The 13868-nt window shown below is 64.6% G+C and carries 9 protein-coding genes and 1 tRNA gene; 4 read left to right on the plus strand and 6 right to left on the minus strand.

Going from position 1 to position 13868, the window contains the following annotated elements; translation table 11 throughout:
• The first annotated feature begins 175 nt into the window (after nucleotides 1-175).
• The gene (locus tag RQ479_RS18120) at nucleotides 176-1777 is read left to right on the plus strand and encodes a cisplatin damage response ATP-dependent DNA ligase (protein ID WP_376702074.1); all 1602 of its coding nucleotides are present in this window, start codon (nucleotides 176-178) and stop codon (nucleotides 1775-1777) included.
• On the opposite strand, the gene RQ479_RS18125 is transcribed toward RQ479_RS18120, so the two are convergent.
• Entirely contained in the window at nucleotides 1774-2931 is a 1158-nt protein-coding gene (locus RQ479_RS18125; RefSeq protein WP_376702075.1) for a hypothetical protein, read from the minus strand. The two genes, RQ479_RS18120 and RQ479_RS18125, sit on opposite strands and share 4 nt — an antisense overlap.
• Nucleotides 2932-3285: 354 nt before the next feature.
• On the opposite strand from RQ479_RS18125, the gene RQ479_RS18130 reads away from it, so the two are divergent.
• Nucleotides 3286-3361: transfer RNA gene (locus tag RQ479_RS18130), tRNA-Thr, on the plus strand.
• Between the two features lie 206 nt (nucleotides 3362-3567).
• On the opposite strand, the gene RQ479_RS18135 is transcribed toward RQ479_RS18130, so the two are convergent.
• The 5 genes from RQ479_RS18135 to RQ479_RS18155 form a co-directional block, all read right to left on the minus strand.
• Nucleotides 3568-5157, minus strand: a complete 1590-nt coding sequence (locus tag RQ479_RS18135) for an indolepyruvate oxidoreductase subunit beta family protein (RefSeq protein WP_376702076.1) — start codon at nucleotides 5155-5157, stop codon at nucleotides 3568-3570.
• Complete coding sequence (locus RQ479_RS18140) at nucleotides 5150-7303, minus strand: thiamine pyrophosphate-dependent enzyme (protein ID WP_376702077.1); 2154 nt, start codon at nucleotides 7301-7303, stop codon at nucleotides 5150-5152. Before RQ479_RS18140 ends, RQ479_RS18135 begins: the two co-directional genes overlap by 8 nt.
• Nucleotides 7304-7348: 45 nt before the next feature.
• Nucleotides 7349-7828, minus strand: a complete 480-nt coding sequence (locus tag RQ479_RS18145) for a MarR family winged helix-turn-helix transcriptional regulator (RefSeq protein ID WP_376702078.1) — start codon at nucleotides 7826-7828, stop codon at nucleotides 7349-7351.
• Nucleotides 7828-9399: a phytoene desaturase family protein gene (locus RQ479_RS18150; protein WP_376702079.1), complete on the minus strand. Its 1572-nt coding sequence runs from the start codon at nucleotides 9397-9399 to the stop codon at nucleotides 7828-7830. Before RQ479_RS18150 ends, RQ479_RS18145 begins: the two co-directional genes overlap by 1 nt.
• 311 nt (nucleotides 9400-9710) lie before the next feature.
• Nucleotides 9711-10502 carry a cyclase family protein gene (locus RQ479_RS18155; protein WP_376702080.1) on the minus strand — a complete coding sequence of 264 codons (792 nt, stop codon included), beginning with the start codon at nucleotides 10500-10502 and terminating at the stop codon, nucleotides 9711-9713.
• 117 nt (nucleotides 10503-10619) lie between these two features.
• On the opposite strand from RQ479_RS18155, the gene RQ479_RS18160 reads away from it, so the two are divergent.
• Nucleotides 10620-12194, plus strand: coding sequence for a phytoene desaturase family protein (locus RQ479_RS18160; protein WP_376702081.1), 1575 nt, complete (start codon nucleotides 10620-10622; stop codon nucleotides 12192-12194).
• A gap of 108 nt (nucleotides 12195-12302) precedes the next feature.
• Nucleotides 12303-13829 (plus strand): ABC transporter substrate-binding protein, encoded by a 1527-nt coding sequence (locus RQ479_RS18165; RefSeq protein ID WP_376702082.1) that lies wholly within the window; start codon nucleotides 12303-12305, stop codon nucleotides 13827-13829.
• The last annotated feature ends 39 nt before the right edge of the window (nucleotides 13830-13868 follow it).

The following is a 13868-nucleotide window of genomic DNA, read 5'->3' on the forward strand; positions in this document are numbered from 1 at the left end:
GCCATCTCCCCCACTTGGGGGGAGATTGGATGTCGCGCCGACTTTTGCCAACCACCAACGTCGCTGGACGGGTGGCAAGGACGAAACTGCCAATCTCCCCCCTCGTGGGGGAGATGGCCGGCAGGACAGAGGGGGGCGTGAAGGATCGCAAGCTTCCCCCATCGGCGCCCCTCCAATGAACCGCTTCGCCGAGCTTCTCGACCGGCTGGTGCTGACCCCGTCGCGCAACGGCAAACTGACGCTTTTGACCGACTATTTCCGCAGCGTCGAGGATCCGGATCGCGGGCTGGCGCTGGCGGCCATCACCGGCGATCTGTCCATCGCCGCGGTCAAGCCGGCGATGCTGCGCACGCTGGTGATCGAGCGCATGGATCCGGTGCTGTTCGGCTATTCCTACGACTATGTCGGCGACCTGGCCGAGACCGTGTCGCTGGTCTGGCCGCAAGCGCCAGTCGACATTGCGAACCACGAGCCGACCCTGGCCGAAGTGGTGGCCAAGCTGCAGGCGGCGAGCCGTTCCGATGGGCCGCAGGTGCTGGCCCGGCTGCTCGACAGCGCTAGCACGTCGGCGCGCTTTGCCATCATAAAGCTGGTCACCGGCGGCCTGCGCATCGGCGTCTCGGCGCGGCTCGCCAAGCAGGCGCTGGCCGATTTCGGCAAGGTCGATGTCGCTGAGATCGAGGAACTCTGGCACGGACTGACGCCGCCTTATACGGCGTTGTTCGCCTGGCTGGAGGGCAAGGCGGAAAAACCCAGGAAGACGGCGCTGGCGCTGTTCAGGCCGGTGATGCTGTCGAATGCCGTCGGTGACGGCGACCTCGAAAAGCTCGACCCGGTCGACTACGCGGCCGAATGGAAATGGGACGGTATCCGCGTCCAGGCGGTTTGCGAAGGCGGCATTCGCCGGCTCTATTCGCGCACCGGCGACGATGTCTCCGGCGCCTTTCCGGATCTTGCCGAGGCGATGGATTTTTCAGGCGCCCTCGACGGCGAGCTTCTGGTCGGTGACCCCCGGCAGGCGACGGGCACGTTCTCGGACCTGCAGCAGCGGCTGAACCGCAAGAGCGTGTCACCCAAGATCCAGCAGCAATACCCGGCCTTCATGCGTTGCTATGATGCGCTGCAGATTGGTGACGAGGATGTGCGCGGACTTTCCTTCCGCGAACGGCGCGGCCGGCTCGAGGCCTTCGTGAGGACGCTCGATCCGAGCCGCTTCGATCTGTCGCCGCTGGTCGAATTCACCAACTGGCAGGCACTCGAGGAACTGCGCCGCAAGCCGCTGCATCCGGTCATCGAAGGCGTCATGCTGAAGCGCTGGCATTCGCCCTATGTGGCCGGGCGGCCGAAGGGCCCGTGGTTCAAATGGAAGCGCGATCCGCACACGGTCGACGCGGTGCTGATGTATGCCCAGCGCGGCCACGGCAAACGCTCGAGCTTCTATTCCGACTACACATTCGGCGTCTGGTCCGGGCCGGAAGGATCGGAGGAGCTGGTGCCGGTGGGAAAAGCCTATTTCGGCTTCACCGACGAGGAACTGAGGCAAATCGACAAATATGTCCGCGACAACACGATCGAGCGCTTTGGCCCGGTGCGCTCCGTGCGTGCCGACCGCAGGAACGGGCTGGTGCTGGAGGTGGCGTTCGAAGGGCTCAACCGCTCGACGCGGCACAAATCCGGCGTTGCCATGCGCTTTCCACGTATTTCACGACTGCGCTGGGACAAGCCGGCGGCCGAAGCCGACCGCATCGAGACGCTGCAGGCGCTGCTCGATAGTTAGGGAACGACTGAAACGCGGATCTCGTAGATGTCGACCGACTTGCCTTGCTTGTCGAAGTCGGAATTGATGGCGATGGTGCCGGCAGCACCCGGACGCTTGTCGGGAAAGCGCACGTCGAACAGATATTCATTGCGCTCGCGACCGACCGCATAGCGCTTGCGGCCGCAGTCGCCGAGTTCGCCGAAATTGCAGTCGACGGAAATCTGCGTCTCCTGGCCCTCCTCGGAGCGTGCGATGATGTCGAATGTGGCATGCTTGCCGGCGAGCTTTTCCAGCACGCCTTGCCCGACGTCGAAGCTGATGGCCGAGCCGGATGCACCCGAACGGATGCGCAGGAAGGAACCGCTTTCGTCCTGGATGACGTCGGCCTTGGCGTCCGACGGTGCATTGACCTGCGTCGGGTCGCCCGGCGAAAAAACGTTGATCCAGTCGCGCGCCTGGTCCTGCTCGCCCTGCTTCGGCGGCGAAGCGGTGTCGTCCGGCGTGAAATCATCGCCATCGACCGTTGGCGGCGCTTCCGGCGGCGCCGTGTCGAGCTCGGTCGCCGATTTGAAGACGCCGGTCTGGTTGGCAAAATAGAGGCCGATGCCGGCGGCTGCGAGCAGCGTCACACCGAAGAAGATCGCGGTCAAAGGCAGGCGCCGCCGCCTCGCCCGCCGGTCGTCGCGGTCGGGCGTCACTTCCGCGTCGTCGATTTCGGCTTCGGTCGGAGCCGAGGCCCCCATGTCGATCACCGGCGCCTCGGGAACAGGCGCGTCGGGCATGATGTCGGGGACGACCGGCAGGACGCGTGACCGGGGCGCATCGGATTCGGGCGACTGCGCCGGACCGTCAACGACGATGTCAGGCGACGGCGCGGGCTCGGCTTCAGCTTCGGTTTCAGCCGGAGGCTCCACCGCCGGTGCTGTCTCCAAACTGTCGGTCGGCGCGGCGACGTCGGCAACCGCCGGCAGGAATTCCGATTCGATTTCGGTGATCTTCGCCTGGACCGCCTTGCGGCGCTTGATGGCGACTTCCACGGTGACGTTTGGATTGGCCTGCAGGGCACGGTCGAGTGCCGCGAAAGCCGATCGATAGACCCGCTCGCGAAACGCCCGGTCGTCGGCACTGCCTTTCTCGAAGGCGTTGCGGATCGCTTTTTCGATCGCGTCCAAGCGAATTCCCTCTGCAATTTCACTCACATTGTCATGATCGTTAGCCGCAGGCGACCAATCAATCAACAAGCGAGCGGCCGCATTCTGCCTTGCCGAGGGGTACAAAACCGATTTCGGCGGTTTTCGGTAAAGGAATCAACATTTTTTCGCTGATTTTCTGGTCACCGCCAACGTGGCGGTCGCGCGGCCTGCCGATGCGGCGTCACGCGGCCTATGGTAGATCCGCGCGGCGGCTGCCCTTGCGCCTGGCCGGAGGCGGCACGAATTGCCTCGTCCTGAAATCGCGGCTGCCATCTTGAATTCGCGGCCGGTTGCGTCTATCACGCAGCCCATCTTGGAAGCTCGGCTTCCCGGGCCGCTTTAGCTCAGTTGGTAGAGCACATCATTCGTAATGATGGGGTCGCGTGTTCGAGTCACGCAAGCGGCACCAACAATTTCCCAGCGTTTAGAATTGCTTCCCCGCAGCGCATCCAGCGCCAAACAGGTTTGGGCCCGGCACGCTGCGCTGGCCCGGGCTGTCCGACTTCAGATGTCTCGAACAACCGCCGCCTGTGCGCGACGCGCTGCTCCGACGCAGGGCTAGCCGCAACCCGTCTCGGCGACAGACTGAGTTGCAGCCGGGGTTGAACGAGCGCCTCAGCTCGGCGAGGTATCGCCCAGCGACGCCACGGTCTTCAGCGCGCCGTCGAGCATGTCGCCCTTTTCGTCCTTCAGCGCGGCTTCGCGCAGGCGCCGGATCCAGTCGGCGGCGTCCGGGCGGCCCTTGAGCAGGTCGAGCGCCGACAGCACCCGGTCGAATTTCGACTGCGCGCGGGCGTGGGTGTCGCTGTAGCCCTTGATCAGGCGGCGGCAATTCAGGATCTCCGTGCCAAGCGCGTAGTCCTGGCCGACATGGCCCAGCGCCAGCCCATACCAGCGCTCGAGATGCGCGGTCTCGACCTTGTGGCGCAGCAGGCGGCGGCGCCAGCGGCGCAGGCCGCCGATGAACCACAATGCGGCAAAGCCGGCAAAACTGTCGGTGCGGATATGGCGGCCGCGGTTGATGCGGCGGTCGAGGAAGGCAGCGAGCTTCGGTCGCGCCTCGATGTAGCTGCCGAGCCCCGCCGGCAGCGTGCCGCAGAATTCCTCGATGCGCGGATGGAAATATTCGGTCACCTGCAGGACCGAGCCGTCCTTGACGCCGACCTCGCGGCGTACGCGTCGGTCGCGGCTCGAGCGCGTCTTCAGGTCGGCGACGCGGATCATGTCGTCGTAGCACATGGCGTTGGCCAGATGCTTGGCGGCGGCGATCGACAGCGCGTAGGCGTGTTCGGCATCGTCCAGAGCGACGGCCCGGTCGAGCCGGTCGAGATACTCGCCGCCATAGGCGATGTCCTGATAGTCGACCACTTTCCTGAGGCCGCGAAGCGCCATGTCGCGCACGGGCACAGGCAGCGCGGCGACGCGCGCCGCCAATTGTTGCCAGCCCTTCAACAGCCTTTCCGGACCGCTGACTTCTGTCGCCGCGCCCGAGCCGGTTTCAGCGGCCGCCGGTTCTGCAGTCTTGTCGCTCGAAGGCGCACTCGCGATGCCGCGCGCCCGATCATAGGCGGCGCCGAAGGCGGCGAGGCTGGCATTGACGCCGCGGCCGCCGGCACTGACCGCCTGCTCGTAGCTCTCGCGTGTGAACGACAAGGCATCGGAGCCGGCCAGCGCGCCGAGCAGGCTGGCCGAGATCATCGAGCCATTGTCGGCGGCGATCTTCTCCATGTCGAAGGCAATGAAGCGCTTGGCCGCTGCTTCCGCCGTGGCGTGCACCTTGGAGGATGAGGCGCGGCCGTCGCCGGGCTCGACCTTCTCCGAGACCGCGGCGATGCGGTGTGACGAGGCGATCAGCGTGGTGCGCTCGGGCGTGACGAAGCCGCGGATGATGGCGCGGCCGGCTTCCATCAGTTCGGCGGCGATCAATATATCGACGTCGCCCTGCGACGGCGACAGCGCGAAGACCGGCAGGCGGCCGGTGTCGCGGCACATCTCGACGTAATAGATGGTGGCGCCGGTGCGCTGGGCGACGCCGGCGACCGAGGTCGATTGTGCTACGTAGCCGTTGCGCTCGGCAACGTCGGTGATCCAGTCGGCCAGCACGCCGCCGCCCTGGCCGCCGACCGCCAGTACGGCAAGCTTGATGACGCGCTCGTCGTCCGGCGCGCCGGCCTTGGAACGGGTTGATGGGACAGCGTCAAGCATCGGCGAATGTCAGGCGCCGGCTTTCACGGCGGCGCTGCAAGAGGCCGATCGTGGCGCGGCGAGCGGTTTCAAGGAAACGGTCCCAGCGGCTCGGATTGTGCACCACGTCGGCGCGGTAGAAGGACGGGCAGAGCACCGCCGCGTCGGCGACCTCGCCGCAATTGCCGCAACCGACGCAGCTTTGGTCGATATGCGCCACCGGATCGTCGCGCAGCGGATCATCCAGCGACTTCACCGACAGCGACGGGCAGCCGGAAAGCCGCATGCAGGCATGATCGCCGGTGCAGATGTCCTCGTCGACGCCGAATTTCGGCTTGACCATCCTTGTCCCGCCCTTGATCGCCTTGTCGACCAGCGGCTTTTCGCGACGCTGCCGGTTGAGCATGCATTCGGACGAGGCGACAATGACTTTCGGGCCCTTTTCGTCCGTCGTCAGCGCCTCGCGCAGCGTGTCCTGCATTTTGGTTACGTCGTAGGTGCGGTCGATGTGGCGCAGCCATTTGACGCCCATGCCCTTCACCGCCTCGGTGATCGGGTGCTTGGTCGACTTGGTCTTGTTGCCGGCGCGGGATGACAGGATGTCCTGCCCTCCGGTCGCGGCCGAATAGAAATTGTCGACGATGACGATGACGCCATCGTTCTTGTTGAACACGGCATTGCCGACCGACGAGGTCAGGCCGTTGTGCCAGAAGCCGCCGTCGCCGACGAAGGAGATCGAGCGGCGCTTGGCATCGGGCGAATTGAACGCCGAAGCCGAGGCTGGCCCCAGCCCGTAGCCCATGGTGGTGGCGCCGAGCTCGAAAGGCGGCATGATCGAGAACAGGTGGCAGCCAATATCGGAGGCGATGTGGTGCTTGCCCAACTCCTGCTCGACCAGCTTGGTCGCGGCGAAGATCGGCCTTTCCGGGCAGCCGACGCAGAAGCCGGGCGGGCGGCCCGGAACGACATTGATCAGGTCGGCGGTATCGAGCCCGTCACCGATTTTGTTTGGCGCACGGACCTCGCCCGGTAGCAGATGCGGGATGGTGGTGCGCAAGAATGATCCGATGCCATCGAGCATCACCTGGCCGGTGTATTCGCCGGCCATCGGCAGATGCTCCTTGCCGACAAGTTTTGTGCCGCGCCCGGCCTTGTGCAGCATCGAGGCAAAAGCCTGCTCGATATAATTGGGCTGGCCTTCCTCGACGACGAGTACGGCGTCCTTGCCCTCGCAGAAGGACAGGAACTCGTCGTCGACCAGGGGATAGACGGCATTGAGCACATAAAGCGGCACGTCGGTCTCGCCATAAGTGTCGGCAAGGCCGAGGCGCTGCAGCGCCCGGATGACCGAATTGTACATGCCGCCCTGCATGACGATGCCGACCGAGCCGTGCTCCGGACCGAAGAACTCGTTGATCTTGTTCTCGCGGATGAAATCGACCGCCGCCGGCCAGCGTTTCTGCACCTTCTCCTTCTCGTGCAGGAAGGAAGCGGGCGGCAGCACGATGCGGCCGGTGTCGCGGCGCGGCGCGTCGAGCGCGTCTGCCACCGTCATCGCCGGCCGCTTGTTGTCCTTGGCGACGAAATGGCCATGGACATGACAGCAGCGGATGCGGACCTGCAGCATCACAGGCGTGTTGGAAATCTCCGACAACTCGAAGCCGTCCTCGACCGCCTTGACGATCGACGGCAGGTTCGGCCGCGGGTCGAGCAGCCAGACCTGGCTCTTCATGGCGAAGGCATGGCTGCGCTCCTGCATGATCGAGGAGCCCTCGCCATAATCCTCGCCGACGATGATCAGCGCGCCGCCGGTGACGCCGCCCGAGGCGAGATTGGCGAGCGCGTCCGACGCGACGTTGGTGCCGACCGTCGACTTGAAGGTCGCCGCACCGCGGATCGGATAATGCACGGATGCCGCCAGCATGGCGGTGGCGGTCGCTTCCGAGGCGCTTGCCTCGAAATGCACGCCGAGCTCGCCCAGAATGTCCTGCGCGTCGGCCAGCACGTCCATCAAATGGCTGATCGGCGCGCCCTGATAGCCGCCGACATAGCCGACGCCGCATTGCAGCAGCGCCTTGGTGATGGCCAGAATGCCCTCGCCGGAAAATTCCTCGCCGGCGCCGAGCCTGAGCTTTTCGACTTCCTTGGCAAAAGACCGTTCGGCCATTTTGGGCTCCTTCCGTTACCGCCCCGATGGCGGCGCGTAAGATCGTCAGATGTCGTGCTTGCGAATGTTCTTCAGCATCTTCTGCAATGTCGCGATCAGCGCCGCGTATTCGGCATCGTCGATGTCGTCGAACATTGCCTCGAATGCGTCGTGCATGGCTGGCCAGGCGCGCGCGAATTCGGCGCGGCCATCGTCGGTCAGGAACACATGGCGGATACGGCTGTCGGTGACCCCCTGCTCGCGCCGCACAAACCCTTGTCCCTCCAGCGTGTCGAGCGTGCGGCTCAAGGTCGACTGCTCGATGACGGTAAAGACCGAGAGATCGTTGACGGTGACGCCATCGGTGACCGACAGGACGGCCAGCGTGCGCACCTGCGGAATGGTCAGGCCCTGCCTGCGGAAATTGTCGCGCAAGGTGGCGTTGTAGCGGCCCATGATGCGGTTCATCAGATAGGGCGCGAATTGCTGCAGGCCGATCTGGCCCAAAGTCGAGATGCGCTGGCGCCTTTCAACCTTCTGTTCCATCACAGCCTCCCCGCCAGGAGAAAGCCGGAGCCGCCGCCCAGCCCGGCGCCGGGATGGGTCGAGGCACCGATGTGGTAGAGTCCCTTGACCTCGGTGGCGTGATTGCGGCTCGTCTTGAACGGCCGCCACAGGAACGACTGGTCGATGGTCGAGGAGCCGCCATAGGGGTCGCCGCCGACCAGGTTGATGTTCATCGCTTCGAGATCAGCCGGAGAATAGGCACGGCGTGCGATGACGCTGTCCTTGAACCCGCCGATATGGCTGGCGAGGATGGCTTCGGCACGATCGGCATAGGCTTCGCGCAATGCCTCGGTCCAGCGGCCGTCGGCCGGTGTCTGCAGTTTGCCGGCGGCATCGCCCTTGATATGCCGTGGCGCCTCGGGCAATTGCAGCCACAGGACCGCCTTGCCATCCGGGCAGCGCGATGGGTCGAGCGCGTGCGGCTGGCCGACACAGATGGTCGGCACCTCCGGCAGCATGCCGCGCACGGCCTCGTTGCAGGCCTTCGATACGCCGTCGAGCCCCGGCGTCAGATGCAGCAGCGCGACCTTGTCAAGGCCTTCGCCGCGCCATGCCGGCGGCTTGTCCAAGGCATAATGGATCTGGAAATTGCCCTTGCCGTAGCGGTATTTTTGCGCTGCTTCGACATCGGCTTCCGAAACCGCGCCGCCGAGCAGCCGCCCGTAAAGCTGGGTCGGGGTGACCGAGCAGATGACGCTCTTGTTCGCCGTGACCGTCTCGCCCGAAGTCAGCCGCACACCGGTGGCGCGGCCTCCGCTTTGGACGATGGCGGCGACGTCGGCGACGGTGCGGATTTCGCCGCCACGTTCCCTGATCAGGGCTTCGAAGGCGGACAGCAGGTTCCTGGCACCGCCCTTGACGATCGGCGCGCCGGCCGCCTCAAGCGCGAAGGCGATGACCCTAGCGATCTGGCCGGAGAACGCGTCTTCAGGCCCGAGGCCGGTATGCAGCACCCAAGGCGCCCAGAGCGCGCGCATGGTTTCCGACTGGTAGGTGCTTTCCAGCCAGCCGCGCGCCGGCACCAGCGCGTCGCCGAGAAAGGCGGCAAGGCCACGCGGGCCGCGCCGCCAGGCTTCGCCCGCCAGCAGCCTGGCCGTCGGGTAGGACCACAGGCTGCCGCCGAGCAGCCCGAACAGCAGACCGGCATTGCGCTCGATCTCGCCGACATCGCTGCCGTGCCGGTCGCCGTCACCCGCGGCGATTGCATTGATCGCCGCTACATTGGCGATACGGTCGGTGCGCAGGACGGCATGGCTGCCGTCCGGGCGCAGCACGCCGGTCGGCGTGGAGGTGTTGCAAAACTCCAGGCCGTGCCGCGCCAGATCCTTGCCCAGCGCGGCATAGGCCGGCGAGGTGATTAACAGGACGAAGGTCGTCGCCATCACGTCGTGGATGAAGCCGGGCGCGGTGATCTCCTCCGTGCGCATGCACCCTCCGATGCGGTCGTTGCGCTCGAGCACCAGCACCTTCGCCCCCTTGCCGCCAAGCATCGCCGCGCAAACCAGCGCGTTGATGCCGCTGCCGACGATGATGTGATCGATAGCGCTCATCGAGGGTTGCTCCCGGTGAGCGGAAGGTGGAAGTCATTTGCGCGGGCTGGCGTTCCTGCGCGCCCCCCTCTGTCCTGCCGGACATCTCCCCCTCTAGGGGGGAGATTAGCGGCTTCGGCGCTCCGCTCATTCCTACAACGTTGAAGATTGGCGAAGGCAGTATCGACGGCCGATCTCCCCCCTAGAGGGGGAGATGTACGGCAGGACAGAGGGGGGCGCCGTAGAGCGGCAGCCTTGCCAAGCTGCCACCCTCTACCCATCATCACGATATTGCCTGCGCACATGATCTTCTCCCGAAGACCGCAGCTACCCTATTGCCTTGGCACCAACGCCAACGCGCGGATCGGGCTGCCGGTACCGTGCTCGATCTTGAGCGGCGCCGCGATCAGGATCGCGCCCTTCGGCGGCAGCCGGTCGAGGTTGCAAAGGCTGGCGAGGCCGTAGCGGTTGGCCTTGTGCATCAGGCTGTGCGCCGGGAATGGCGGCTCCATGCCGCCGGCCTTGCCGGCATCGGTGCCGATCGTCTCGCTGCCCCAGCCCTTGATGTCCTTGCCGATCAGATACTGGATGGCTTCGGCGGTCGGGCCAGGCGTGTGCGGGCCGGTCTCATTGGCGTTGAGGAACTCGGCTTCCGAGCCGTTGCGCTTGTACCAGTCGGTGCGCATCACCACCCACTCGCCCGCGTTGATAGCGCCATGTTCGGCTTCCCATGCCTTGATGTGATCGACGGTGAGCAGGAAGTCGTGATCGGCTGCCGCTTGCTTCGAACAGTCGATGACGTTGACCGGGCCGACGAAGTTGTGCGCCGGAATGGTGTCGGTAGCGCCGTCCGGATAATCCTTGCCGGTAATCCAGTGGTTGGGCGCGTCGAAATGCGTGCCCGAATGCTCGCCGAGCTTGAGCCAGTTCCACGCCCACCACGGGCCATTCTTGTCATAGGCGGAGATGGCGTGGATCTCGATCTTCGGCGTGTCGACCGCCAGTTCCGGCGGCAGCTTGATCAGCGGCGTGTCCGGCCCGAGCGGCGCCGTCAGGTCGACCACCTGGATGGCGCCAGAAAGCAGCTGGCCGGCGACTTCGCCTAGAAGTTGTTGTGTGTCCATGGTCTCTGTTCCCTCTTTCTCGATGGTGCTGAAGGCTCTCGCGGCCCTTAATATCCTACTAGACGAAAACATATGCATCTGCAATTATCTTTAAGCATAAAGGAAATGGGACGGGGCGTGAGTGAGTTCGACGCCATATTTGTCGGGGCAGGCCACAACAGTCTGGCATGCGCCGCGCATCTGGCGCTCAAAGGCTGGAAAACAGCGATTTTCGAACGCAATCCAACGATCGGCGGCGCCGTCCAGACGCGCGAATTCACGCTTCCGGGCTTCCGGCACGATTTCGGCGCAATGAATCTGGGCCTGTTCGCCGGCTCGGCCTTTCACAAGAAATATGCAAATGAATTGAAAACCCACGGGCTGGAATTTGTGCCGGTGGCCGACTGTTTTGCCAGCGCCTTCCCCGACGGTCGCTGGTTCGGCGTCAGCAGCGACCTGGAGAAGACCACTGGACGGATAGCCGCTTTTTCGGAGGCCGACGCACAGACATGGCGTGGTCTGGTTGCGGCATTCCCGACGCAAGCCGAGCATCTGTTCCGGCTGCTGGGCTCGCCGATGAGCGGCCGAGCACTCGCCGGCACCGCCTGGAACCTGTGGCGCAAGCAGGGTTTTGCTGGCGCGCTCGATACCGGGCGGTTGCTGCTTTCCTCACCCCGCGCGTGGCTCGAGGAGACTTTCCAGTCACCGCATGTCAGGGCGACGCTCGCCACCTGGGGCATGCATCTCGACTTTGCCCCCGATATCGCCGGCGGCGCGGTGTTCCCTTACCTCGAATCCATGGCCAACCAGTGCTTCGGCATGGTGCTCGGCAAGGGCGGCGCCGACACCATCATCCGCGCTTTGTCGGGCATGCTCACGGCCGCCGGCGGCAAGATCGTCACTGGGGCTGACGTCGCCGAAATCACGATTTCGGCCGGCAAAGCAACCGGCGTGCGGCTTGCTTCAGGCGACACCCACACCGCCACCAAGGCCGTCATCGCCGGTGTCGCGCCAAAGGCGCTGACCGGGAAGCTTTTGCGTAATGGATCGGGCGACGCCGGCTTCGACACGGCCATGAAAAACTTTCGCCACGCGCCGGGGACGATGATGATCCATCTGGCGCTCGACGATCTGCCGGACTGGCGCGCCGGCGCCGAGCTTCGGCAGTTCGCCTATGTGCACCTTTCGCCGTCGCTCGACGCCATGTCGCGGACCTACCAGCAGGCGATGGCAGGCATGCTGCCGGATGAACCGGTGCTGGTCGTCGGTCAGCCGACGGCGGTGGACGCATCGCGCGCGCCCGACGGCAAGCACGTTCTTTGGATGCAAGTGCGCATGCTGCCGGCCGAGATTGTGGGCGATGCGGCGGGCACGATCGCAGCGGCTCACTGGGACGAGGTCAAGGAGCGCTACGCCGAGCGCGTCCTCGACATTATCGAGCGCTATGCGCCCGGCCTTCGCCGGAAGATCCTCGGCCGTGCCGTGTTCTCGCCCATCGACCTCGAACGCGAGAACCCGAACCTTGTCGGCGGCGACCAGATCTGCGGCAGCCATCATCTGGCGCAGAATTTCCTGTTCCGGCCGGCGCGCGGTTACGCCCGCTGGAACACGCCGGTCGGCAATCTGCACCTGACCGGGGCGGCAACATGGCCGGGCGCCGGCACCGGGGCGGCGTCGGGCTTCATGCTCGCGCAACAACTTGGCGGGAGGTAAAGCCGTAATTTTCAACTAGGGTGAAGGAGGAGAAGGCGCGGTTGCCCAAGGAGCCTGAACCCACCGATTGACAACGACACCGCGCATAAAAGCAACAGGGGAACGACCATGACAATCAACAGACGAGAATTGCTCGGATATGGCGCGGCCGCACTTGGCGCCACGGCGCTCGGCCTGCCGCAACAGGCCAAGGCAGCCGGCGAACTGACCATCGCCTACAATGTCAACCTGCCGTCCTGGGATCCGACCACCGGGCCTTCGGCAGTCAACCCGACCATCCAGGGCCTTTACCAATCGGTGTTCGACCAGTTCATCCCGCAGAAGCCGGACCTTTCCTTCGCGCCCGGCCTGCTCACCGAATGGGGCTGGAACGAAGATCGCAGCAAGATCACGATGACGGTGCGCGAGGGCGTCACCTGGCATGACGGCTCGCCATTTACGGCCGAAGACGTGGTCTGGTCGCTGCAGCGGGCGGGCGACGAGAAGACCGGCAACCCGATCCAGTTCGTCTGGAAGAACGTCAACAACTTCAAGATCGACGGCAACAAGATCACCGGCGACGTCGTGCAATTCGACCCAGTGTATTTCAAGTGGATGTCGTTCCTCACCGGCTACATCATGCCAAAGGCCTATTACGAAAAGGTCGGCGCCGAAGGCTTCGAGAAAGCTCCGATCGGCACCGGGCCCTATATGGTCGACAAATTCGAGCGCAACGCCTTCCTGCGGCTCAAGGCCAACCCGAACTACTGGGGCGGCAAGCCGGCCTTCGAAAACGTGACGATCAAGTTTGTCACCGATGCGGCGAGCCGCGTCGCCGAGATCGAGTCCGGTTCCTCGCAGGTGACGCTGGAAATTCCTTATGAGGAATATGACCGCCTGATCGCCAAGGACGGGCTTGCCGGCTCATGCAAGAATGTTTCCGACATCGGCATGATCTTCTTCAACGACATCGACGTGATGCTGGACAAGAACGTCCGCCAGGCGGCGGTGATGGCGGTCGACAAGAAGCTGCTGGTCGATCGGTTGCTGCGCGGCTACGGCCAGCCCATCGATACGCTGGAGACGCAGGAATACGCCGCCTACGATGCGTCGATCAAGGTCGAGCACAACCTGGAAAAGGCCAAGGAATTGCTGGCCGCATCCGGCTATTCGCCGGAAAAGCCGGTCAAGTTCACGATACAGACGACCAAGGGCTTCAAGCCCAAGGACTACGAGATGATCCAGGCGATCGTCGGCATGTGGCGCAAGGTCGGCATCGAGGCAACGATCGAGGTCTACGAGATCGCCAAGCACTATGAGCTGCGCGCCGCCGACAAGCTGGCGCCGGCAGCCTTCTACAATTGGGGCAACGCCATCGGCGACCCCACGACGTCGACCGGCTTTGCCATGTATGGCCCAAGCCCGCATTCGGTGTGGGACAGCCAGGATCTGATCGACATGATCAATCCATTGTGGGGCGAGAAGGACGAGGCCAAGCGCATTGCCGGCTGGAAGGCCGTCGACAAATACATCGCCGAACAGGCCTATGTGCTGCCGCTGATCCAGTATGCGCAACCAATCGTGCATGCCAAGGGCGTCAATGTCGTGCAGCATGTGTCCGGCGCACTTCTGCCGGCGCTGATGAGCCCGGCCTGAAACAGTCTTCGGCTTGCCGCGCGCCGTCCGGAATGACGA

The organism is Mesorhizobium sp. ISC25, assembly GCF_042295465.1.
In the GTDB taxonomy this organism is placed as follows: Bacteria; Pseudomonadota; Alphaproteobacteria; order Rhizobiales; family Rhizobiaceae; genus Mesorhizobium.

What these genes read in the sequence shown, in the direction of transcription:
- RQ479_RS18120 (WP_376702074.1), top strand. Translation starts at nt 176, where the DNA reads ATGAACCGCTTCGCCGAGCTTCTCGACCGGCTGGTGCTGACCCCGTCG.
- RQ479_RS18135 (WP_376702076.1), bottom strand. Translation starts at nt 5,157, where the DNA reads ATGCTTGACGCTGTCCCATCAACCCGTTCCAAGGCCGGCGCGCCGGAC.
- RQ479_RS18140 (WP_376702077.1), bottom strand. Translation starts at nt 7,303, where the DNA reads ATGGCCGAACGGTCTTTTGCCAAGGAAGTCGAAAAGCTCAGGCTCGGC.
- RQ479_RS18145 (WP_376702078.1), bottom strand. Translation starts at nt 7,828, where the DNA reads ATGGAACAGAAGGTTGAAAGGCGCCAGCGCATCTCGACTTTGGGCCAG.
- RQ479_RS18150 (WP_376702079.1), bottom strand. Translation starts at nt 9,399, where the DNA reads ATGAGCGCTATCGATCACATCATCGTCGGCAGCGGCATCAACGCGCTG.
- RQ479_RS18155 (WP_376702080.1), bottom strand. Translation starts at nt 10,502, where the DNA reads ATGGACACACAACAACTTCTAGGCGAAGTCGCCGGCCAGCTGCTTTCT.
- RQ479_RS18165 (WP_376702082.1), top strand. Translation starts at nt 12,303, where the DNA reads ATGACAATCAACAGACGAGAATTGCTCGGATATGGCGCGGCCGCACTT.